Source organism: Klebsiella electrica (assembly GCF_006711645.1).
In the GTDB taxonomy this organism is placed as follows: Bacteria; Pseudomonadota; Gammaproteobacteria; order Enterobacterales; family Enterobacteriaceae; genus Klebsiella; species Klebsiella electrica.
This window is the reverse complement of record NZ_CP041247.1, coordinates 272,907-295,442: the sequence shown is the minus strand read 5'-3', so window position 1 is coordinate 295,442 and position 22,536 is coordinate 272,907. Positions and strand designations below refer to the sequence as shown.

Sequence of the window (22,536 nt, the reverse complement as noted above, 5' to 3'; positions counted from 1 at the left end):
TTGCGCTTGACTCTGGAGTCGACTCCAGAGTGTATCCTTCTGGTAATGAGAAAATTATCATTACCGGGAGGGTCCCATGTCGACTCCAGAAACGCAGGATAAAAAAGTCCCACAGTTCTCGTCATTCAAATTAAAGCCGGTTGTCGCGCAGGCTGACAGCTGCTGCACCGAGTCTGGCTGTGCTACCAATAACGCCGCCGACAACGAGGCGTTAAACGAGGCGCGCTATAGCTGGCTGGTTGAAGGCATGGACTGCGCCGCCTGCGCCCGTAAAGTCGAAACCGCGGTGCGCCAGGTACCGGGCGTCAGCCAGGTACAGGTTCTGTTTGCCACCGAAAAACTGCTGGTCAACGCCGATGCCGATATCCGCACGGCCGTCGAAAGCGCGGTACGTGCCGTGGGCTATACGCTGCGCGATGAAAGCGCCCCGCCGCCGGAAACCTCGCCCCTGCGCGAGAACCTGCCGCTGATAACCCTGGTGCTACTGATGGCACTGAGCTGGGGTCTGGAACAGTTCAACCACCCCTTCGGCGAGCTGGCATTCATTGCCACCACGCTTGTCGGCCTGTGGCCCGTCGCTCGCCAGGCTCTGCGCCTGATCCGCAGCGGCAGCTGGTTTGCCATTGAAACACTGATGAGCGTCGCCGCCATCGGGGCACTGTTTATCGGCGCCACGGCCGAAGCCGCGATGGTGCTGCTGCTGTTTATGGTTGGCGAGCGCCTTGAAGGCTGGGCCGCCAGCCGCGCCCGCCAGGGGGTCAGCGCGCTGATGGCGTTAAAACCCGATACCGCCACTCGCCTGCGTGATGGCGTGCGGGAAACCGTCGCCCAGCGCGATCTCCGCCCCGGAGACGTGATTGAAGTCGCAGCAGGTGGTCGCCTGCCCGCCGATGGCCAGCTGCGCACGCCGTTCGCCAGCTTCGATGAAAGCGCCTTAACCGGTGAGTCGGTGCCGGTCGAGCGCCGGTCTGGTGAACGCGTGGCGGCAGGCGCCACCAGCGTCGATCGCCTGGTGCAACTGACGGTCATTTCCGAGCCGGGCGACAGCGCCATTGACCGTATTCTGAAGCTGATTGAAGAGGCGGAGGAACGCCGGGCGCCGATTGAGCGCTTTATCGATCGTTTCAGCCGGATTTACACGCCGGCCATTATGGTCGTTGCCCTGCTGGTCGCCATCGTGCCGCCGCTGTTCTTTGCCGCCGCCTGGCTGCCGTGGATCTACAAGGGTCTGACGCTGCTGCTGATCGGCTGTCCTTGTGCGCTGGTGATTTCCACTCCGGCGGCCATCACTTCCGGGCTGGCGGTGGCATCACGCCACGGCGCCCTGATTAAAGGCGGCGCAGCGCTTGAGCAACTGGGTCGCATACGTCAGGTGGCTTTTGATAAGACCGGGACGCTAACCGTTGGTCAACCGCGTGTTACCGCCGCCATCGCCCTGAATGACGTGGATGAAAATGGCCTGCTGGCCCTGGCGGCGGCAGTGGAACAAGGCTCCAGCCACCCGCTGGCGCAGGCTATCGTGCGCGAAGCCCGGCAGCGCCAGCTGACGATTCCGTCTGCCCACGGTCAGCGCGCACTGGCGGGTTCGGGCATTGAAGCCGAGGTCGACGGCCGTCGGATACTGATTTGCGCGGCGGGCAACGACGCTGCGGCAGAGCATGAGGCGCAGATTCAGCAGCTGGAGAGCGCGGGTCAGACGGTGGTGCTGGTACTGCGCGAACAGTCTCTGCTCGGTATTCTGGCGCTGCGGGATACGCTGCGCGACGACGCCCGCCAGGCGGTCGACGATCTGCATCGTCTGGGGGTCCAGGGGGTCATTCTGACCGGCGATAACCCGCGTGCGGCGGCGGCCATTGCCGGGGAACTGGGGCTGGAATTTCGCGCCGGGCTGCTGCCGGCCGATAAAGTCGAGGCGGTCACGGCGCTCAATGCCGCTGCGCCGCTGGCGATGGTCGGTGACGGTATCAACGATGCGCCGGCGATGAAAGCGGCGACCATTGGCATCGCGATGGGCAGCGGCACCGACGTGGCGCTGGAAACCGCCGATGCGGCATTGACTCACAATCGCCTGACCGGGCTGGCGCAGATGATTTCGCTGGCCCGCGCCACCCACGCCAATATCCGGCAGAACATCGCCATCGCGCTGGGCCTGAAGGGGATTTTCCTCGTCACCACCCTGCTCGGCCTGACCGGCCTGTGGCTGGCGGTACTGGCGGATACCGGGGCGACGGTGCTGGTCACCGCCAACGCGCTGCGGCTGTTACGTAAGAAATAAGCGCAAAGCCCCGGTGCTTACCGGGGCTACGGGAGCGTGTGGTCTCTGGCATTCGTCGCCCGGACAGGGGCGCAGCCCAGCCTCCGGGAGGACGGTCTGCGGCAATCGCTCCGTTTATCCCCCGGTGGCGCGTTGCTTACCGGGGCTACGGGAACGTGCGGTCTCTGGCATGGGTAGCCCGGACAAGGGGCGCAGACCCGCCTCCGGGAGGACGACTTGCGGCAATCACACTGTTTATCCCCCAGTGGCGCGTTGCTTACCGGGGCTACGGGAGCGTGTGGTCTCTGGCATGGGTAGCCCGGACAGGAGCCCAGCCTCGCCTCCGGGAGGACGACTTGCGGCAATCGCACTGTTTATCCCCCGGTGGCGCGTTGCTTACCGGGGCTACGGGAGCGTGTGGTCTCTGGCATGGGTAGCCCCGCCTCCGGGAAGACGGTCTGCGGCAATCGCTCCGTTTATCCCCCGGTGGCGCGTTGCTTACCGGGGCTACAGGAGCGTGTGGTCTGGCATGGGTCGCCCGGACAAGGGGCGCAGCCCCGCCTCCGGGAGGACGGCCTGCGGCAATCGCTCCGTTTATCCCCCGGTGGCGCGTTGCTTACCGGGGCTACGGGAGCGTGTGGTCTGGCATGAGTCGCCCGGACAAGGGGCGCAGCCCCGCCTCCGGGAGAGGCAGTGAGGCACGCAAACCCGTGCTTAATGGCTTTTACGAATCAGATAGCGGTAGGGCAGCGCCGCGGTTTCTTGCGCCAGCAGCTCATGCTCCATAAAGCGGCAAAAACCCGGGATATCGCGGGTTGTCGCCGGATCGTCGGCGATAATCAGCAGCGTTTCACCCACCGGCATGGTACGTACGGTCTTACGCACCATCATTACCGGCTCCGGACAACGCAGGCCCTGAGCGTCCAGAGTGTGGTCAGGGCTGGAGAAAAGTTCGGTCATTTTCATCTCACATCAACAAAACGGCCCTAGTTTACCCCCACTTTTGCGCTACGCAAGTCAGGTTAACGTTTGCGTGAAAAACAACCATTGCAATACTCGCTCAACGCAGTATCATTCTGCCGCTTCAAACTGGTACTCGCGTATTGGCAATGCCACAGCGCGAGTATTGATTTATTGGGTTCCCTCACCCCAATCACTAAAAAGGTCACAATATGAGTCCATTTACAACGTCACAGCGTCAAAAAGCGCTGGTCTGGCTTTCTCTTTTCCATTTGCTGGTGATCACCTCCAGCAACTATCTGGTGCAGCTACCGATCGCCATTTTTGGTTTTCATACCACCTGGGGCGCGTTCAGCTTTCCGTTTATCTTCCTCGCCACCGATCTGACGGTGCGGATTTTCGGCGCGCCGCTGGCACGACGCATTATCCTGGCGGTGATGATCCCGGCACTGCTGATCTCCTACGGCATCTCGTCCCTGTTTTATATGGGCGAGTGGCAAGGCTTTGCCGCGCTGACCCACTTTAACCTGTTCGTCGCCCGTATCGCCGCCGCCAGTTTCATGGCCTACGCGCTGGGCCAGATCCTCGATGTCCACGTCTTTAACCGCCTGCGTCAAAACCGCCGCTGGTGGCTGGCGCCGACCGCCTCGACCCTGTTCGGCAACGTCAGCGATACCCTGGCCTTTTTCTTTATCGCTTTCTGGCGGAGTCCGGACCCGTTTATGGCGGCGAACTGGGGCGAAATCGCCATTGTCGACTACAGCTTTAAGGTACTGATTAGCATTGCTTTCTTCCTGCCGATGTATGGCATGTTGTTGAATATGCTGCTGAAAAAACTGGCAGATAAATCTGATTTATCCGCATTGCAGCCAAGTTAAGAGTACTCGCAGATTGATGTGATAAGATAAGCGCATGAGCCGTTAATGGCCGTTTATCGAAAGGAAGATGTCAATGCGCAATTTGGTTAAATATGTCGGTATTGGCCTGCTGGTGATGGGGCTTGCTGCCTGTGATAACAGCGATACAAAAACGCCGACTGCCGGGGCCGCTGCGGAAAGCAACGCCAGCGGACAGAATATCAGCCTGCTGGACGGTAAGCTGAGTTTCTCCCTGCCTGCAGGAATGACCGACCAGAGCGGCAAGCTGGGTACCCAGGCCAACAACATGCACGTCTATTCCGACGCCACCGGGCAGAAAGCGGTGATCGTGATTGTTGGCGACAGCACCAATGAAGAATTGAGCGTGCTGGCCCAACGCCTGGAAGATCAGCAGCGCAGCCGCGATCCGCAGCTGCAGGTTGTCACCAATAAATCGATTGATATCAAAGGCCACACGCTGCAGCAGCTGGACAGCATCATCTCCGCCAAGGGCCAGACCGCGTGGTCTTCCGTCATTCTCGGCAAGGTTGACGATAAACTGCTGACCCTGCAGATCACGCTGCCGGCAGACAACCAGCAGCAGGCGCAAAGCGCAGCTGAAAGCATCATCAACACCCTCGTCATCCAGTAACTACTGACCTGACGCTGCGGCCTCCGGCGCAACAACCGGGGGCCGTTTTTTTAACCGCCAGCACAGCAGCAGCGCCACCGCCACCAGTCCCGCCGCCGCCAGATAAATCGTCGAAATCCCGGCCCACGCCATCAGCAGCCCGGCCAGCGGACCGGTAATGCCTAAAGACAGATCCATAAATACCGTATAGGTCGCCAGCGCCGAGCCCTGATTCTGCTGCGGCACCGCCTTCACCGCCACCACCCCCAGCGCAGGGAAGACCAGGGAAAAACCGGCGCCAGCGAAGAAGGTGCCGACTTTGGCGATCGACGAAGTCTCAGCCAGCCCCACCAGCAGAAGCCCGATAATCTCAACGCTAAAGCACAGCATAGCGACATTCAGTCCCCCCAGACGATGAATGCCGTTGGGGAACAGCAGACGCGCGCCAACAAACGCGCAGCTGAATAGCGTCAGCGCGAACGCCGCGCCATCCCAGCCTTTGGCGTCGTAAAACAGGGTAATAAACGTCGCGATGGTGCCAAACCCGGCGGACGCCAATGCCAGCGCCATCCCATACAGCCAGACCCGGCCCAGCACGGCGCGAAACGTCATCGCTTTGCCCTTCGTCGCCTTAACCGCCGCCCTCGGCAACGCGCACAGAATAGCGACCAGCGCCACGGCCATAATCGCCCACGCCAGCCCCGATAACCCGACAAGGGAATAGCAGAGCACGCCAAGCGGCGCCCCCATCGCCATCGCCCCGTAAGTCACGATGCCGTTCCACGAAATCACCCGCCCGATATGCAGCGACCCCACCACGCCCACGCCCCATAGCGTTGAACCGGTGCCAGCAAAGCTTTGCCCGATGCCGAGAATCACGCGGCCAAGGCACAACAGAGCCAGGCTAAGGATCGGCCAGCCGCTTCCGGCGGCCGCCAGCAGATAGCTCAACCCGCTGAGAAAACAGCCGCACAGCCCGAAGATTACGATCTTTTTCGGACCAAGGAGATCGGCGTAGCGTCCGGCATGAGGGCGACTGAGGAGCGTGGCAAAATACTGCAGGCTAATGACCAGGCCGGCCCAGAACGCGCTGAATCCCATCACGTCATGGACATAGCCCGGCAGAACGGCCAACGGCAGGCCAATTGTCAGGTAGCTGGCAAAATTAAACATCACCACGGAGACAATCCGCAGATTAAGGCGCAGTCCATTGAGCGCCGGTTCGTCAACGGGTTCGGGCATGGGGTCCACCAGACTTTTACAACAGTGTTTCACTATTATCACGTCGTCTGCGCAAAAGCAGCCTGCCGCGACAAAAATCACGCTGTTCGACTCGCCGGAGGCGATATTTATCGGTCAGCAAATTCGCGGCCGTGTCTGGCAACCGCCTCCCGATCTCTTCGTTGAAAAGCTATTTTGATCATGCGCCGGCGCCGGAACCCTGGATGGGCCTGCAAATGGTCTGGGAAGGCTGCTTTGCCCCTGCGCTCAACTTGCCACCCGGCCCCACGGTGCAGAGAGCCGGATTACATTATGGGAGAGGCCCACCAGATTGACGGCGAATTTTTACCGGTAATCCCTCCGCTTTTGGCAGGATAATATATCAATCAGTATTCCGCGCTGATCCTGATATATCGAATCGGCATGATTCGCCACAACCAACTGGCGCAGGCTGGCTACCGCCGTATTCCGTCTCGGGGAACATGCGGAGGTGAAAGCAGAGCATTCGGGCCGACGGGATTCGCTGACTCAGGTTTTGCGCTTCGCCGGCCAGAAGATAGTCAGCACGCCGGCGATGATAATCAGCACGCCCAGCAGAGAACGCCAGTGGAAAGGTTCATGCCAGCCGGGCAGCCAGATAGCGGCGGCCCAGACCAGAATGTAGCTCAGGCTGAGCAGGGCGTAGGCTTTGGCCAGCGGCAACTGGTGCAGCGCAAAGTACCAACAGACCATCGACAGCAGATAGCCGCTCAGCCCCAGCACCAGGCCGGGAGTTCCGGCCCGCAGATGGAAAAGATGATTCAGAAACGCGAACAGGTCACTCAGCGGCGGCAGCTCGACCATCGCCCCGCGCAGCAGAAGCTGTGCGGCGCTGACCAGCCCGACGCTGAATAACGCCCAGATTAACCCCATCAGACGCTACTCCCGAGCACCACGATGCCGACCACAATCAGCCCTACGCCAACCCAGTGCCGCCCGGCCACCGGCTCGCGCCAGATCCCCCAGGCCGCTAACGTCACCCAGACAAAATTGAGGCTCAGCATCGGATAGGCGACGCTCACCGGAATGGATTGCAGCACGCTCAACCACAGCAGCATACCGCCGCCAAGCGCCAGTAGCGCAAGGCCCAGCCAGCCGAGAATATGGCGACCGCGCCGCCGTGACTTAGACGGGCGCGTCGCCTGTTTCTGGCACAACTGCCCGACGCAGCTTAACAGGCTCGCCAGCGCCAGGCAGATCCAGGTACTCATTGCGGCAGATACTGGAGAAACACAACCCGCTCTAACACATAGGCGTTGTCAGGTTTCGGTAGGGGTAAATCGGCCATGTTTTCTCCTTTGTCCATCAGCAGCACCAGCGATATCGGTCCTTCCTGGCGATGCGCTGCCAGCCAGCCGGCAAACTCACCCTGGCTCACAAAGCTATTCTTCGCATCCGGCCAGTCTAAACCGTACTGCAGCTCACCCTGCTTATCATACATGATGATATCGTTACGCTTGAGTTCCCACGCCAGACCGGCGGCAATACCGACGTTGTTGCTCAGCACATAGCGGCTTGGCGCCAGCGATTCACTAATAATATCCACCATGAACTGCGGCTGCTTGCTATCGATCACCCGGTCAGGAATGGCAAAGCCAACCAGCAGCGCCAGCCCCAGGGGACAGCAGGCGGCTAATGTCCAGCGCCGACCGTTATCTTTCATCGCCAGCCAGCCCATCAGCGCCCAGACGGCAAACGCAATCGCCGCCAGCAGACATTTATACAGCTCAATCTGCGTCCAGACCGGTTTATGCATCACGCCCCACGGCGACACCACCAGCACGGCGATCAGACCAACCAGACCAAAGATGAGGTTGATAAGGCCGTTAATGCGCAGCGCCTTCGCTCCCGCCTTCGCCGCATCCAGCGCATAGCGGGCCATCAGAATCGACAGCGGCCCGAAGCACGGCAGAATGTAGGTCGGCAGTTTCCCTTTGGCGATGCTGAAAAACAGGAACGGCATCGCCACCCAGCCCAGCAGATACAGCGCGCCGCGCGCGTCATCGCGCTCGCTCCAGCCGCGCTTCAGCGCTCCGGGCAGCAGCGCCAGCCACGGCAGACTTCCGGCGATCAGGAACGGGATGTAATACCAGAACGGCGCCTTGTGCTGGGCATCTTTCTCGGCAAAGCGTTGAATATGCTCCACCCAGAAGAAGTAGCGCCAGAAGTCCGGTTCGCGTTTGGCGATAGCCAGGCCCCAGGGCAGGACCACCAGGACGCAGACGCCCACTGCCAGCCAGCCGTAGGTCAGCACTTCACGCCAGCGTTTGCGGGCAATCACCCACGGCAGAACCCCGATAACCGGCACCGCCAGCGCCAGGAAGCCTTTGGTCATGACGCCCATGCCGCAGGCCGCCCCCAGCAGCGCGTAGCCGATGATTTTACCGCTTCGGCTCTGCGCCTGAGCGACGCCCCAGAAACTGCACATCGCCAGCGCCATCCACAGGGTGATCATCGGATCCAGCACCGCATAGGTGCCAATACTGTAGACCAGCAGCGCGGTCAGGAAGATCACGGCGGACAGAATCGCCACCCGTTTGTCCTGCCAGATTCGCCATGCCAGCCACGCAATCAGCAGCGCGGTGACGCTGATGGAGAAGACCGAGCCAAAGCGCACGGCAAAGTTATTGTGACCAAACAACCACTGCCCGATGCTGTTAATCCAGTATCCGGCAATCGGTTTTTCAAAATAGCGCAGCCCAAGAAAATGCGGCACCACCCAGTCACCGGACGCCAGCATCTCGCGGCTGATCTCCGCATAGCGCGTTTCATCAGGCTGCCAGAGCAGGCGAAAATTCAACGGCAGTAGGTAATACAGCGCAAATAACACCACTAAAGAGACGCTATAACGAATGCTTTTCATACGTCCTGACTCAATAATTGTTCACGCCCAAGCCAGCCTTCCCGGCCAGCCAATTCACCGCGAACCACTTTACCCAGCGGCAGCTCGCTAAAATCTGCGGGCAGCAGTTGGCTCAGCGGGCAAAACTGGATTTCTTCCTGTGCCGCCATCGTCAGCAGTTGATCAAACTGCTGGGCGAAGGCAATCCCTTCCACTTCAGCATGAATGGTGTAGACCGGCGTACCGCTATCCCGGTGAATGCAATCCAGCAGATAGCGATTGAAGCCCCCGGCATCGACGCTACTGCCGACCACTTCATCCCAGGTAGGCAGCGTAACGGGGATCTGCACCGTACCCGTCATCTTGTCGCCCAACAATGGCAGGAAGGGACGCGAGCCACGACAGTCGCTGTTGTAGAGGAAATTGAAGGACTCTTTGGCTTTAATCACCCGCTGATCCGCGCGCCAGCCCGCCACGGCGGAACAGGTGACCGACCGGCCGATGATCCGCTCCAGCTCGAGCAGGCCGCGTTCGACCTCCAGCGCCAGCCGCTCCTGTGGCCAGACGCCGCTCCATGCCTGCCAGCTGTAATGATCCCAGGCATGCAGACCTACTTCATGCGTCTGCGCCGTCGCACGGATAACCTCTTCATTACCCGCGCCAATCCGTCGCCCAGGCCAGGCGGTGCCGGCCAGCAAAATATCCCAGCCGTACAGCGAAGCGGCGTTTGAACGCAGCATCTTCCACAGAAACTTCGGTTTTATCAGGCGCCATAAATGGCGCCCCATATTGTCCGGCCCAACGCTGAAGAAGAAGCTTGCCTGAACCCCGTGCTGGCCCAGCAGACTCAGCAGGCGCGGTACCCCGTCCCGGGTACCGCGAAAGGTATCGACATCTATGCGTAAGCCGACCTGTTTCATGATGTCTTGTCGTCCACCAGCTCAACCGTGCGCAGGAAGAAGTCGAGCGTATGCTCCACGGTTTCTTCCATCGGCACCGTCGGCGTCCAGTTCAGGCAGCGCTTCGCGTTACGAATGCTCGGCTTACGATGCTCCACATCCTGGTAGCCTTTACCGTAGTAATCGCTGCTCTCAACATCGCGGAAACCGGCGAACGGCGGGAAGTTGTTGCGCAGCGGATGACGCTCGAAGCACGCCAGCAGCATCTCCGCCAGCTCTTTGATGCTGGCTTCGTTTTCCGGGTTACCGATGTTGATAATCTGCCCGTCGCAGCGGCCATCTTTGTTCTCGATAATGCGGAACAGCGCTTCGATACCGTCGCTAATATCGGTGAAGCAGCGTTTTTGTTTACCGCCTTCAATCAGTTTGATCGGCGAACCTTCAACCAGATTCAGGATCAGCTGGGTAATCGCCCGGGAGCTGCCGATACGCGCGGCATTCAGGTTATCCAGACGCGGTCCCATCCAGTTGAACGGGCGGAACAGCGTGAAGCGCAGGCCGGACTTGTCGCCGTAGGCCCAGATAACGCGGTCGAGCAGCTGCTTCGATACCGAGTAAATCCAGCGCTGTTTGTTGATCGGGCCGACCACCAGGTTTGAGGTGTCTTCGTCAAAGTTGTTGTCGGTGCACATGCCGTACACTTCGGAGGTCGACGGGAAGATAATGCGCTTATCGTATTTCACGCAGTCGCGGATGATCTTCAGGTTCTCTTCGAAGTCGAGCTCGAACACGCGCAGCGGATTGCGGGTATATTCGATTGGCGTCGCGATGGCCACCAGCGGCAGTACCACGTCGCATTTCTTAATGTGGTATTCGATCCACTCGGAGTGAATGCTGATATCGCCTTCAACGAAGTGGAAGCGCGGGTTGCCGAGGAAACGACCGATCGCGTCCGACCCGATATCCAGACCGTAGATTTCGTAGTTGTCGTCGGCGAGCAGACGCTCGGTCAGGTGGTTACCGATAAAACCGTTGACGCCAAGAATCAGCACGCGGGTACGGCGTTTAATCGCCACAACCGGTTTGCTGCTTATTACCGCGCCGGATACCAGCCCCAGCGCCTGCGCCAGCTGCGTACCCTGCATGTAAACGCCGCGCTCGGTTTGACCGGTGACTATCTCCAGCGCGCCATCCTGACAAGCGACCACCAGCGGAGAGGTGGAAATGACCGTTCCCGGCTTCGCCGCGGCCAGGTCCTGGCGCACGCGGGATTTCCAGACGATAAATTTATTCGCGCCGGCATAGCCAAACGCCCCCGGCCACGGATCGGACACCGCGCGAACCAGGTTATGCAACGTCAGCGCCGGTTTTTCCCAGTCGAGACGGCCATCTTCCGGCGTGCGGCGACCAACGTAGGTGGCCTGGCTTTCATCCTGGGCACGCTGCTGGGTTTTCCCTTCACGAATCGCCGGCAGAGCCTGACTCAGCAGCTCTGACGCCGCGGCGCACAGCTTGCGATGCAGGGTCAGCGCGGCATCATCAGCGCCGATAGCAACCGTCTGCTGCGCCACGATATCGCCGGCATCCGCACGGCTGACCATGCGATGCAGGGTCACGCCGGTTTCCGTTTCACCGTTGACCAGCACCCAGTTCAGCGGCGCGCGGCCGCGATATTTCGGCAGCAGAGAACCGTGCAGATTAAAGCCGCCTTTTGGCGCCAGGCTGAGGATATCGTCGCCCAGCATGTTGCGATAGTAGAAAGAGAACAGGACGTCCGGCTTCATGTCGCGGATGCGTTCGATCCACAGCGGGTGGTTAACATCTTCTGGTGCCCACACCGGGATACCTTGTTCCGCAGCAATACGCGCAACCGAGCCAAAGAAATGGTTTTCGCCAGGGTTATCCGGATGGGTGAAAATAGCGGCGATTTCATACCCGGAATCCAGCAGAGACTGAATGCCGGCACAACCCATATCGTGATAAGCGAAGACTACAGCTTTCATGAACGATCTTCCTCTTGAGACGCCGTTTCCGGCTGACGTACAACACGTTGAATAAAGTAGCGGGGACGGGCGCGGACATCGTTATAGATGCGTCCGATATACTCCCCGAGTAGCCCCATGCCGACAAACTGTGCACCGATGAACATGAACAGCACGGCAAACAGCATGAATACCCCTTCCGCCGCCCACTGTGGGCCAAATACCAGGCGCAGGAACACCAGCAGGAAGGCAAAAGTAAAGCCCAGCAGGGCAATCACGCTGCCAAAGACGCTAAGCAGACGCAGCGGCGTGGTGGTCAAACAGGTCACCAGGTCGTACATCAGATTAATCAGGCGCATAAAGCTGTATTTGGAATCGCCAAATTCACGCTCCGCGTGCATCACCGGGATCTCAACCGCCCGCCGCGCGAAGGTATTCGCCAGAATCGGGATGAACGTGCTGCGCTCATGGCAATTGAGCATCGCATCGATGATGTGGCGACGATAGGCGCGCAGCATGCAGCCGTAGTCCCCCATCGCTTTACCGGTGGTACGCTGAATCAGGCGGTTGATCATCTTCGACGCGCTTTTGCGAAATACGGTGTCCTGGCGGTTCTGCCGCACGGTACCAACTACGTCGTAGCCTTCGTCCGCCTTCGCCACCAGGCGCGGAATCTCTTCCGGCGGGTTTTGCAGGTCGGCATCAAGGGTAATAATCAGATCGCCGGTCACATGGCTGAAGCCCGCCATAATGGCCGAGTGCTGGCCATAGTTGCGGTTAAGCAACACCGCGACCACATGGCTGCCTTCGGCTTCTGCAGCCTCGGTCAACATGCGGGCAGAATCATCGCTGCTGCCATCGTCGACCAGCAGAATTTCATACTGGCGACCCAGCGTCGCGCAGGCGGTATCCGTACGGCGAATCAGCTCGGGCAGGCTCTCCTGTTCGTTATAAACTGGAATAACGACCGAGACCTTTTTCACGGGAGAGTAAGTAAACATATCAACATCCTGACAGCTGGTGCAGCGCAGAAATGACCCGAGTGACGTCATCGTCGGTCATATCCGGGAACAAAGGGAGTGAACAGATACGTGCGCTGTTCCATTCCGTATTCGGTAAGGAAAGCGTCGGGAAACGCTCGCGGTAGTATTTTTGCGTGTGCGCTGCGCGGAAGTGCAGGCCGGTGCCGATGCCCATGGCTTTCAGTTTTTCCATTAACGCATCGCGGCTGATCCCGCAGGTGGCTTCATCCACGCGGATAATAAACAGGTGCCAGGCGTGCTGGTGTTGCCACTCCGGTATCGCCAACGGCTTAAACGGCGTATCCGCCAGCTCGCGCAGATAGCGCTGGGCAATCTCGCTCCGACGCTGGTTGGCATGGGCCAGTTTATCCAGCTGCACCAGCGCCAGCGCGGCGTTAATATCAGCCAGATTGTATTTGAAGCCCGGCGAAATCACCTCCGCCTGCGGCGCCCGACCATGCGTCTGGCGGTCATACGCATCGACGCCAAGGCCGTGGAATTTCAGGCTACGTATGCGCGATGCCAGCGCATCGTCATCGGTGACGATCAGTCCGCCTTCGGCGCAGGTCATATTTTTGATGGCGTGGAAAGAGAAGATCGCGCAGCCGCGTCCACCCACGTGTTTGCCCTTGTAATAGGTCCCCGCCGCATGCGCGGCATCTTCAATCACCGGGATACCGTGACGTTCCGCCACGGCGCGAATCGCGTCGATATCCGCAGGCGCGCCCGCGTAGTGCACGGGAATAATCGCTTTGGTGTTGGGGGTAATCGCCGCGGCAACCGCCTCGGCGGTAATCATCAGATTGTCGCGATCGACATCGATCATCACCGGTGTCGCGCCCAGCAGACAGATCATGTTCAGCGTGGAAACCCAGGTCTGGGAGGGCGTGATGACTTCATCGCCAGGGCCAATGCCCAGCGCCATCAGCGTAACGTGCATGCCGCCAGTCGCCGAACTCACCGCCACGGCGTGACGGTTGCCGGTCAGCGTGCAGAATGCCTCTTCCAACGCCTGGTTTTTCGGTCCGGTCGTGATCCAGCCCGATTGCAAAACTTCACGCAGCGCAGCCAGCTCTGCGTCGCCCATCGACGGGCGCGAAAACGGCAAAAATTCGCTCATCATTTTCCTGTTCTGTATATGACCCTTTCAGGGTTACGGGTCGATAGAAAAAATATCCTGCGCCAGCGGACTTAAACAAAATGAAAATGGAATCTCTTCAATGCCACTTTTCATTCCAGGGTATTTGACGTTATTAAATTTAGACGGAGTTGCTTAGGATAATCTTAAGAAATTAATATAATTTACCAGAAGGAAAATAATCAATTGTTTTTAAAAGAAATTTACAGGAAATGAGGCAGGGGTAAAGCGGGAAAATGGCCCCCGTTTATGGGCAAAACAGGAGCGCGGTGCAGTAAAGTAAACAAACATTAAACAGTCAAACAACAAACAGAATTTTAAAAACCTACCTTAGATCACAAATCATTTCCGGAAGATGACAAATTTGCAGGAAAGTCAGTCGCTAATTGATTAGCAGGGCAATTAATGACGCTGTTATTATCTGCACCGCAATCGCGTATGAAGGTGATCGTGGCGAACTCGTCAATCACTTCCGTCGGATAAGCCGGTCCGGCTTCACGGTAAGAAACCATCAGCGGGATGTGTTCGTTCTGGAAGCAGACGGTTTTTTCCGGGTTGTTGATCACCCAGCGGGGGAAAAAGATGGTGCCATGGAACAGCTTATCGCCCAGGTTCACAATCAGACTCACGTCGGTACCGGTCGGCTCCGTCCACGAAATTTTATAAATGCTCTCCCCTACCCGCACAATCCAGGCCTGCTGATCCTTCACCCAGCGGTTCCCGACAATACCGCTGTGAATCCGGTAATCCAGGGTGTTGCCGTTTTTGACGTAAATTTCGTAATTCCACCCGTTATCGTAGGTATAAACCAGATGTTTGCCGATAAAACCGCGCAAATCATGTTTATCAAAAGTGCTCATAATGATTTCTCCTTTGCTGTTGAGACTCAGCATACGGCTTTAAAAAATGAATGAATAACGCTATGTTTTGATGAAATTCATTCACTTTTTCGATAAATAATGCACAAAACGACGCTGGAACAATGGTCCTTGCTGGAAAAAGTCATTGAGCTGGGTAGCTTCGCCAAAGCGGCAGAAGAGACCCATCGCAGCCAGTCTTCGGTGAGCTATAACCTCGCCCTGCTGCAGGAAAGGCTGGGCGTCGCGCTGCTGCACCCTGCTGGCCGCCGCGCGGTACTCACCCCGGCCGGGGAGCTGCTGCTAAGCCAGGTAAAACCGCTCCTGCAAGCGTTTTCATACGTTGAAACCCGCGCGGCGACCCTGCGCAACGGCGCGCGGACCCGTCTGGACCTGGTTGTGGATAGTATTTTCCCCCGCCAACGACTGTTTGCCATTCTGCGCCAGTTTCAGCAGCGCCATCCGCAGACTCAGGTGAGGCTGACCGAAGTCCTCGAAAATATGAAAGATGAGCAGGAGGCCCGCAGCGAGGCCGACGTGATGGTACTCACCCGCCGCCAGGATATTAGCGGACGCGGCGAATGGTTGATGAACATTGATTTTGTCGCCGTTGCCCACCGGGACCATCCGCTTGCCAGGCTGAGCGGCCCTCTCGACGACAGCGCGCTGGCCCCCTGGCCGCTGGTGCGTATCGCCGATCGCAGCGACGACCCGCAGACAGGCCGCGATGCGTGGACATTTTCCACCATTGATGCCGCTATCGATGCCGTGCTGTATCAGGTCGGCTTCGGCTGGCTTCCCGAAGAGCGCATCCGCTCCCGGCTGGAGCAGGGTGTGCTGAAAATCTTGCCGCTCAGCCACGGCGCCCGACGCGCCACGCCGCTGCATCTGATCGTCAAGCGCGTTCTGGCTCCCCTCGATGAACAGCTCGAAACGCTGCTGGCGCTGTTCAGGACACCGTGAATCGCCCGCGTGCGCGGGCCTGCGGGCACACGAATCCTTCAGGCTATCGCGACCCGGCTAACCGGCAGACAACCGGAAGCACGACGTGTATATATGAAATTCTTATACTTTCCGGTCTGACATTGATCCAGGTTAGGCCTGAAGTATGATGAATTATTAAAATCATCATACCTTCCGTCCAGTTGAGATAAAGACCTTGTCTATTTTCCGCACCGCGCTGCTGGCGCTTCTCGCCTGCGCACCTCTGCTGACCGCCGCCGCCTCATACGATGTCACTACCGCCTGGCCGGTGAACGTGGGTCCACTGAACCCGCACCTGTATACCCCCAACCAGATGTTTGCCCAAAGCATGGTGTATGAGCCGCTGGTAAAGTATCAGGCGGATGGCTCGGTAAAACCGTGGCTGGCCACCCACTGGGGCCACTCTGCGGACGGGAAAGTGTGGCGCTTTACTCTGCGTAACGACGTGCAGTTTTCTAACGGCGAGCCGTTCAATGCGCAGGCCGCGGTCGCCAACTTCCAGGCGGTACTGGCTAACCGACAGCGCCATGCCTGGCTGGAGCTGACCAATCAGATTACCGACGTGCGGGCGCTCAGCGATACGCAGCTGCAGATTACGCTCAAAAGCGCCTACTCCCCTTTCTTGCAGGAGCTGGCGCTGCCGCGCCCGTTCCGTTTTATCGCCCCTTCGCAGTTTGTTGAAGGGGGAACGCAGCACGGCATCAAAGCGCCGGTCGGCACCGGCCCCTGGGTGCTGAAAACCTCGAAACTTAACCAGTATGATGTGCTGGTACGCAACGACCGCTACTGGGGCGACAAACCGGCAATCCGCCAGGTGACCGTGAAAGTGATCCCGGACCCGATGACCCGCGCCGTCGCCTTTGAAACCGGCGAGATCGATCTGCTTTACGGTAACGAGGGCCTGCTGCCGCTGGATACCTTTGCCCGTTTCAGCCATAACCCGGCCTGGCGTACCCAGCTCTCTCAGCCTGTCGAAACGGTGATGCTGGCCCTGAACTCCGCCAGAGCCCCCACGAACGAACTGGCGGTGCGTGAAGCGCTGAATTACGCGGTGAATAAAAAATCGCTGATCGACAATGCGCTGTACGGTACGCAACAGGTGGCCGACACGCTGTTTGCCCCCTCCGTGCCGTACGCCGATATTGGCCTCAAACCACGCCACTACGACCCGCTGCGGGCCAACACCCTGCTGGAGAACGCCGGTTGGATCCGCCCTGCCGGCAAAGCGATTCGCGAGAAAAACGGCCAACCGCTGCACATCGAACTGTCGTTTATCGGCACCGATGCCCTGAGTAAGTCGATGGCGGAGATAATCCAGGCGGATATGCGCCAGGTCGGGGTGGACGTGGCGCTGGTCGGTGAAGAGGAGAGCAGCATTTACGCCCGCCAGCGCGACGGCCGCTTTGGCATGATTTTTAACCGTACCTGGGGGACGCCATATGACCCGCACGCGTTTATGAGCTCAATGCGCGTCCCCTCGCACGCCGATTATCAGGCCCAGCAAGGGTTAGCAGACAAGCCGCTGATCGATAAAGAGATTGGCCAGGTGCTGACCACCAGCGACGCAACGCAACGTCAGGCGCTGTATCGCGATATTCTGACCCGTCTGCACAACGACGCGGTCTATCTGCCCGTCAGCTATATCTCGATGATGGTGGTGGCGAAACCCGAACTGGGGCCGATTCCTTACGCGCCGGTTACCGCTGAAATTCCGTTCGAACAGATCCAGCCGGTGAATCCCTGATGCAACGCTATCTGCTGCGGCGCATTCTGCTGCTGATTCCGATGATTTTTGCCGCCTCGGTGATTATCTTCCTGATGCTTCGCCTCGGCACCGGCGACCCGGCGCTCGACTACCTGCGGCTGTCAAACCTGCCGCCGACGCCGGAGATGGTGGCCTCTACGCGAACGATGCTCGGGCTGGATCAGCCGCTCGTCGTCCAGTATGGCCACTGGCTATGGCGCGCGCTACATCTCGATTTTGGCGTATCATTTGCCACCCAGCGTCCGGTGCTTGACGATGTGCTGCGCTTCCTGCCCGCAACGCTGCAGCTGGCGGGCGCGGCGCTGGTGCTGATCCTGCTGACCTCCGTACCGCTGGGCATCTGGGCCGCACGCCACCGCGAGCATTTGCCGGATTTCATCGTGCGGCTCATCGCCTTTCTTGGCGTGTCGATGCCAAACTTCTGGCTCGCCTTTTTACTGGTGCTGTTCTTCTCGGTCTATTTACAGTGGCTGCCCGCTCTCGGCTACGGCGGCTGGCAGCATATCGTCCTGCCGGCGGTGTCGATTGCGTTTATGTCGCTGGCGATTAACGCCCGTCTCCTGCGCGCCAGCATGCTGGACGTGGCCGGACAGCGCCATGTCACCTGGGCGCGCCTGCGCGGCCTGAATGCCAGGCAAATCGAACGTCGCCACATTCTGCGCAACGCCTCGCTACCGATGATTACCGCCGTGGGCATGCACATTGGCGAACTGATCGGCGGGACGATGATCATCGAAAATATCTTTGCCTGGCCGGGCATCGGCCGCTATGCCGTCTCGGCGATCTTTAATCGCGATTATCCAGTGATTCAATGCTTTACGCTTATCATGGTGGTGGTATTCGCCCTGTGCAATCTGGCGGTCGATCTGCTCAACGCCGCGCTGGACCCGCGTATTCGTCGTCATGAAGGAGCGCACTCATGAGCTTTTTCTTCTCAGCGCGCGGTTCGGTGCGCGCGGCGCTGGTCATCATCGTCCTGCTGACGCTGGTGGCGCTCACCAGCCAGTGGTGGCTGCCGTATGATCCGCAGGCCATTGATTTACCTTCCCGTCTGCTGTCGCCGGACGGCCAGCACTGGCTGGGGACCGACCATCTGGGCCGCGATATTTTCTCCCGTCTGCTGGCGGCGACCCGGGTGTCGCTGGGAGCGGTGATGGCCTGTTTACTGCTGGTTCTGGCGCTGGGGCTCCTCGTTGGCGGCTGTGCCGGACTCATGGGCGGGCGGGTCGATCAGCTCACCATGCGGGTGGCCGACATGTTTATGACCTTTCCAACCTCCATTCTGTCGTTTTTTATGGTCGGCGTGCTGGGAACCGGGTTGACCAACGTCATTATCGCCATCGCGTTGTCTCACTGGGCCTGGTACGCGCGCATGGTTCGCAGCCTGGTGGTCTCCCTGCGCCAGCGCGAGTTTATTCTCGCCGCACGGCTGAGCGGAGCGAATCGCTGGCGGCTTTTCCTCGATCACCTGGCCGGCGCGGTAGTGCCTGCGCTGCTGGTTCTCGCCACCCTCGATATCGGTCATATGATGCTGCATGTCGCCGGGATGTCGTTCCTCGGCCTTGGCGTCAGCGCGCCGACGGCGGAATGGGGGGTGATGATCAACGATGCGCGGCAGTTTATCTGGAGCCAGCCGCTACAGATGCTGTGGCCCGGTCTGGCGCTGTTTATCAGCGTGATGGCCTTTAACCTGGTGGGCGACGCACTGCGCGATCGTCTCGATCCTCACCTGATCGCGGAGCACAGCCACTGATGCCGCAAAAGATCCAGTTAGAACAATTGACGCTGTGCGCCGGTCAGCCGCTGGTCACGGACCTGTCGTTAACCTTACGTCGCGGGCAGGTACTGGCTCTGCTCGGCAGCAGCGGTTGCGGGAAATCGCTGACCTGCGCCGCCGCGCTTGGCGTGCTGCCCCCCGGCGTCCGGCAAACCGCCGGGCATCTGCTGCTGGACGGCATTCCGGTGCACGGCGAGCAGCTGCGCGGCGGCACCGTTGCCACGATTATGCAAAATCCACGCAGCGCCTTTAATCCGCTGTACACGATGGCGACCCATGCACGAGAAACCTGCCGCGCCGCCGGCCAGCCGGCGGATGATGCGGCGCTGATTGCCGCCATGGCCGCCGTCGGTCTGGAAAACCCGTCTCAGCTCCTGAAACGCTATCCCTTCGAGATGAGCGGCGGAATGTTACAACGCATGATGATCGCCCTCGCCCTGCTGAGTAAGGCGCCGTTTATCTTCGCCGATGAACCCACCACCGACCTCGATACCGTGGCGCAGGGGCGCATTCTGGATCTGCTGGAAGAGATTGTCTCCAGCCGCGGCCAGGGCCTGCTGCTGGTCACTCACGACATGGGCGTAGTGGCGCGACTGGCGCACGAAGTCGCGGTGATGGACCACGGGCGCATCGTCGAGCATTGTGACGTCAACACCCTGTTCAGCGCTCCCCGGCATCCGGTGAGTCAACGGCTGCTGGCGGCACACCTGGCGCTGTACGGAATGGAGTGTGCAGAATGAGCCTACTGAACGTGACCGACGTCAGCCACGATTACCCGCACCAGTCGGGCGTGCTGCGCGACGTCAGCCTGAGCATCCAGACGGGTGAAACGGTAGCGCTGCTTGGACGCAGCGGCTGCGGCAAAAGCACCCTGGCGAGGATGCTGGTCGGCCTTGAGACACCGGATAACGGCGAGATAACCTGGCGCGGGACGCCGATTCAGACGCTAAAAGGCGACGCGCAGCGGGCGTTTCGTCGCGATATCCAGCTGGTTTTCCAGGATGCTCAAAGCGCCGTGAACCCGCGTAAAACGGTGAATGAGATCATCAGCGAACCGCTGCGCCATCTGTTTCGCTTCACGCGCGATGAGCGCCAGGCACGAGTCGAAGCGATGATGCAGGCGGTGGATCTTTCCCCTCTCCTGCTCGACACACGTCCGCAGCAGCTTAGCGGCGGGCAGCTACAGCGCGTTTGCCTGGCGCGGGCGCTGGTTGTGCGTCCCCCGTTACTGATCCTCGATGAGGCCGTCTCGAATCTTGACCTCGTTTTACAGGCGGAGATCGTTGCATTGCTGAAGCGTCTGCAAGTACAGTTTTCTACCGCCTGCCTGTTTATCACGCACGACCTGCGGCTGGTAGAGCGCTTTTGTCAGCGGGTGATGGTGATGGAGAGTGGGCAGATTGTTGAAACCACCGCGGTCAACACACCGCTGCGTCTGCAGTCAATGGCGGGCCGGACACTCCAGCGTGCGGTCCTTCCCGCTTTTCCACCTACCCTTTCTAAAGAGAAACGACCATGCAGCGCGTAACCCTGACTCTTGATGACGATCTTCTGGCCACTCTGGACGCGCTGAGCGCCCGGCGCGGCTATCACAACCGTTCGGAGGCGGTGCGCGATATCTTGCGCAATACGTTGATGCATGAGCATGCGCAACAGCCCGAACAGCGCGGCTACGCGGTGCTTTCCTATGTCTATGAACATGAAAAGCGCGAGCTGGCAAGCCGACTTATCGCCACGCAGCATCACCACCATGACCTGTCCGTTGCGACGCTGCACGTGCATATCAGCCACGACGACTGCCTGGAGATTGCCGTCCTTAAAGGCGAGATGGGCGAGGTGCAGCATTTTGCCGATGCGGTGATTGCCCAGCGCGGCGTACGTCATGGTCATTTGCACTGCTTAACGGCTTCAGACGAGCATACGCCGCGCTGAAGGGCGATACCGTTCTGAAAAACCACGATATTTATCGTGGTTTATCAACAGTTGATAAACCACGTAAATGATACGCTTTCACCGCCCCCCGGCTTCCCTATAATGGCCGCTCATTTAACGATCTCGTTATGGCGAGGCTCCTGCACAAATACAAGTTACCGCCCTGCTGGTATCGAGAGAGACCACTCAGGGAAATACAGGCATCCATCGAATCAAGGTGTTGCCAAGGTAACTTCTGACGGCGTTCATGCCGGACAGATACGTTGTGCAGTGCTAAAACCAGGACGTAGGGATCTGCCTGTGCTCATCCTGTCTTGTTCGCCCCTATGAGTGATTTTTTATAGGGAATTACACCATGTCTTCAATGCAACACTGCGCCGCACACCTGGCTACCGCCGCCTTCGATGGCGATGCGATCGCCCAGTATATGCGTACCGATTTTATCACTCTGCCCGAGCACCTCAGCGTCTATGAAGCGCGGGAGCTCTTTGTCTCGCAGCTCGCCAGCGATGATATTCCAGGCCAGGTCTTTGTGGTGGCCGGAAAGAAGCTGCGCGGCAGTTTATCGATTAAAAAGCTGCTTCAGGAGAGCGATACGGCGCAATCCATTCGCTATTTAATGGACAGCTGCCTGTTCCGCGTGAAGCCCGATGATGAGCGCCAGGAGGTGGTCGCCGAACTGAGCGAACGCGGCCTCGATCTGGTGCCGGTGGTGGAAAAAGGTGAACTGGTCGGCTGCCTGATGGAAAAAGAGATTGCCCATCTGCTGGCAGATGACGTCACCGAAGATGTTCATCGCCAGGGCGCCACGCTCCCGCTGGAGAAGCCCTATCTGGAGATCAGCCCGTGGACGCTGTGGAAGAAACGTTCGGTATGGCTACTGCTGCTGTTCGTGGCGGAAGCCTACACCAGCAGCGTGATTCAACATTTTGAAGAGGCGCTGGAATCCGCCATTGCGCTGGCCTTCTTTATTCCGTTGCTGATCGGCACCGGCGGCAACAGCGGGACGCAGATCACCTCCACGCTGGTCCGTTCCATGGCGCTCGGCGAAGTACGCCTGCGCGATGTGGGGCGAGTGATTCGTAAAGAGATGACGACATCGCTGCTGATTGCCCTCACTCTCGGTCTGGCGGGCTGCCTGCGTGCCTGGATGATGGGTATCGGCCTGGAGATCACCCTGATTGTCAGCCTGACGCTGGTCTGCATTACGCTGTGGAGCGCGGTGGTCTCGTCAGTGATCCCGCTGACGCTCAAGCGCGTGGGTATCGACCCGGCGGTGGTCTCCGCGCCGTTTATCGCCACGCTGATTGATGGTACCGGGCTGATTATCTACTTCAAAATCGCCCAGTATTTTCTGGGTCTGAACGGATAAACCG

Annotated in this window: 21 protein-coding genes and 1 riboswitch; of the genes, 11 read left to right on the top strand and 10 right to left on the bottom strand. The window is 59.2% G+C overall.

Annotated elements, in window-relative coordinates:
• Positions 1 to 76: 76 nt before the first annotated feature.
• On the top strand, positions 77 to 2,275 hold the full coding sequence (gene zntA / locus Electrica_RS01330) for a Zn(II)/Cd(II)/Pb(II) translocating P-type ATPase ZntA (RefSeq protein ID WP_131049167.1): 2,199 nt from the start codon (positions 77 to 79) through the stop codon (positions 2,273 to 2,275).
• A 693-nt stretch (positions 2,276 to 2,968) separates the two neighbouring features.
• Here zntA and tusA read toward each other — a convergent pair.
• Positions 2,969 to 3,214 carry a sulfurtransferase TusA gene (gene tusA, locus Electrica_RS01325; protein ID WP_004868581.1) on the bottom strand — a complete coding sequence of 82 codons (246 nt, stop codon included), beginning with the start codon at positions 3,212 to 3,214 and terminating at the stop codon, positions 2,969 to 2,971.
• 212 nt (positions 3,215 to 3,426) lie between these two features.
• On the opposite strand from tusA, the gene Electrica_RS01320 reads away from it, so the two are divergent.
• Positions 3,427 to 4,092 carry a 7-cyano-7-deazaguanine/7-aminomethyl-7-deazaguanine transporter gene (locus Electrica_RS01320; protein WP_141963178.1) on the top strand — a complete coding sequence of 222 codons (666 nt, stop codon included), beginning with the start codon at positions 3,427 to 3,429 and terminating at the stop codon, positions 4,090 to 4,092.
• A 73-nt stretch (positions 4,093 to 4,165) separates the two neighbouring features.
• A complete protein-coding gene (locus Electrica_RS01315; RefSeq protein WP_131049169.1) occupies positions 4,166 to 4,723 on the top strand; it encodes a DcrB family lipoprotein in 558 nt (185 codons plus the stop codon).
• Here the strand turns inward: Electrica_RS01315 and Electrica_RS01310 are convergent, their stop codons facing one another.
• From Electrica_RS01310 to Electrica_RS01270, 9 genes are all read right to left on the bottom strand, one after another.
• Positions 4,724 to 5,944: an MFS transporter gene (locus Electrica_RS01310; RefSeq protein ID WP_141963176.1), complete on the bottom strand. Its 1,221-nt coding sequence runs from the start codon at positions 5,942 to 5,944 to the stop codon at positions 4,724 to 4,726. It lies immediately after the preceding gene.
• A gap of 507 nt (positions 5,945 to 6,451) precedes the next feature.
• Positions 6,452 to 6,835, bottom strand: coding sequence for a 4-amino-4-deoxy-L-arabinose-phosphoundecaprenol flippase subunit ArnF (gene arnF, locus Electrica_RS01305; protein ID WP_131049171.1), 384 nt, complete (start codon positions 6,833 to 6,835; stop codon positions 6,452 to 6,454).
• Complete coding sequence (gene arnE / locus Electrica_RS01300) at positions 6,835 to 7,173, bottom strand: 4-amino-4-deoxy-L-arabinose-phosphoundecaprenol flippase subunit ArnE (protein WP_131049172.1); 339 nt, start codon at positions 7,171 to 7,173, stop codon at positions 6,835 to 6,837. The genes arnF and arnE overlap by 1 nt, the downstream gene beginning before the upstream one ends.
• Positions 7,170 to 8,825, bottom strand: coding sequence for a lipid IV(A) 4-amino-4-deoxy-L-arabinosyltransferase (gene arnT / locus Electrica_RS01295; protein WP_141963174.1), 1,656 nt, complete (start codon positions 8,823 to 8,825; stop codon positions 7,170 to 7,172). The genes arnE and arnT overlap by 4 nt, the downstream gene beginning before the upstream one ends.
• Positions 8,822 to 9,724 (bottom strand): 4-deoxy-4-formamido-L-arabinose-phosphoundecaprenol deformylase, encoded by a 903-nt coding sequence (gene arnD, locus Electrica_RS01290; protein WP_141963172.1) that lies wholly within the window; start codon positions 9,722 to 9,724, stop codon positions 8,822 to 8,824. The genes arnT and arnD overlap by 4 nt, the downstream gene beginning before the upstream one ends.
• On the bottom strand, positions 9,721 to 11,706 hold the full coding sequence (arnA, locus tag Electrica_RS01285) for a bifunctional UDP-4-amino-4-deoxy-L-arabinose formyltransferase/UDP-glucuronic acid oxidase ArnA (protein WP_131049175.1): 1,986 nt from the start codon (positions 11,704 to 11,706) through the stop codon (positions 9,721 to 9,723). Before arnA ends, arnD begins: the two co-directional genes overlap by 4 nt.
• Positions 11,703 to 12,686 carry an undecaprenyl-phosphate 4-deoxy-4-formamido-L-arabinose transferase gene (gene arnC / locus Electrica_RS01280; RefSeq protein WP_100683031.1) on the bottom strand — a complete coding sequence of 328 codons (984 nt, stop codon included), beginning with the start codon at positions 12,684 to 12,686 and terminating at the stop codon, positions 11,703 to 11,705. The genes arnA and arnC overlap by 4 nt, the downstream gene beginning before the upstream one ends.
• A 1-nt stretch (position 12,687) precedes the next feature.
• Positions 12,688 to 13,827 (bottom strand): UDP-4-amino-4-deoxy-L-arabinose aminotransferase, encoded by a 1,140-nt coding sequence (gene arnB / locus Electrica_RS01275; RefSeq protein WP_131049176.1) that lies wholly within the window; start codon positions 13,825 to 13,827, stop codon positions 12,688 to 12,690.
• Between the two features lie 353 nt (positions 13,828 to 14,180).
• Positions 14,181 to 14,708, bottom strand: a complete 528-nt coding sequence (locus tag Electrica_RS01270; protein WP_160704471.1) for a phenolic acid decarboxylase — start codon at positions 14,706 to 14,708, stop codon at positions 14,181 to 14,183.
• 96 nt (positions 14,709 to 14,804) lie between these two features.
• Here Electrica_RS01270 and Electrica_RS01265 point away from each other — a divergent pair, with 96 nt between their 5' ends.
• From Electrica_RS01265 to Electrica_RS01230, 8 genes are all read left to right on the top strand, one after another.
• The gene (locus Electrica_RS01265; protein ID WP_141963170.1) at positions 14,805 to 15,665 is read left to right on the top strand and encodes a LysR family transcriptional regulator; all 861 of its coding nucleotides are present in this window, start codon (positions 14,805 to 14,807) and stop codon (positions 15,663 to 15,665) included.
• A gap of 196 nt (positions 15,666 to 15,861) precedes the next feature.
• Positions 15,862 to 17,430, top strand: a complete 1,569-nt coding sequence (gene nikA / locus Electrica_RS01260) for a nickel ABC transporter substrate-binding protein (protein ID WP_141963168.1) — start codon at positions 15,862 to 15,864, stop codon at positions 17,428 to 17,430.
• Positions 17,430 to 18,374: a nickel ABC transporter permease subunit NikB gene (gene nikB / locus Electrica_RS01255; RefSeq protein ID WP_100683026.1), complete on the top strand. Its 945-nt coding sequence runs from the start codon at positions 17,430 to 17,432 to the stop codon at positions 18,372 to 18,374. The genes nikA and nikB overlap by 1 nt, the downstream gene beginning before the upstream one ends.
• Complete coding sequence (gene nikC / locus Electrica_RS01250) at positions 18,371 to 19,204, top strand: nickel ABC transporter permease subunit NikC (RefSeq protein ID WP_141963166.1); 834 nt, start codon at positions 18,371 to 18,373, stop codon at positions 19,202 to 19,204. The genes nikB and nikC overlap by 4 nt, the downstream gene beginning before the upstream one ends.
• Positions 19,204 to 19,968 (top strand): nickel import ATP-binding protein NikD, encoded by a 765-nt coding sequence (nikD, locus tag Electrica_RS01245; protein ID WP_141963164.1) that lies wholly within the window; start codon positions 19,204 to 19,206, stop codon positions 19,966 to 19,968. The genes nikC and nikD overlap by 1 nt, the downstream gene beginning before the upstream one ends.
• The gene (gene nikE / locus Electrica_RS01240; RefSeq protein WP_141963162.1) at positions 19,965 to 20,756 is read left to right on the top strand and encodes a nickel import ATP-binding protein NikE; all 792 of its coding nucleotides are present in this window, start codon (positions 19,965 to 19,967) and stop codon (positions 20,754 to 20,756) included. Before nikD ends, nikE begins: the two co-directional genes overlap by 4 nt.
• Positions 20,744 to 21,160, top strand: a complete 417-nt coding sequence (gene nikR / locus Electrica_RS01235) for a nickel-responsive transcriptional regulator NikR (RefSeq protein ID WP_131049182.1) — start codon at positions 20,744 to 20,746, stop codon at positions 21,158 to 21,160. Before nikE ends, nikR begins: the two co-directional genes overlap by 13 nt.
• A 115-nt stretch (positions 21,161 to 21,275) precedes the next feature.
• Positions 21,276 to 21,459: riboswitch (M-box (ykoK) riboswitch) on the top strand.
• Between the two features lie 56 nt (positions 21,460 to 21,515).
• Entirely contained in the window at positions 21,516 to 22,532 is a 1,017-nt protein-coding gene (locus Electrica_RS01230; RefSeq protein WP_131049183.1) for a magnesium transporter, read from the top strand.
• The last annotated feature ends 4 nt before the right edge of the window (positions 22,533 to 22,536 follow it).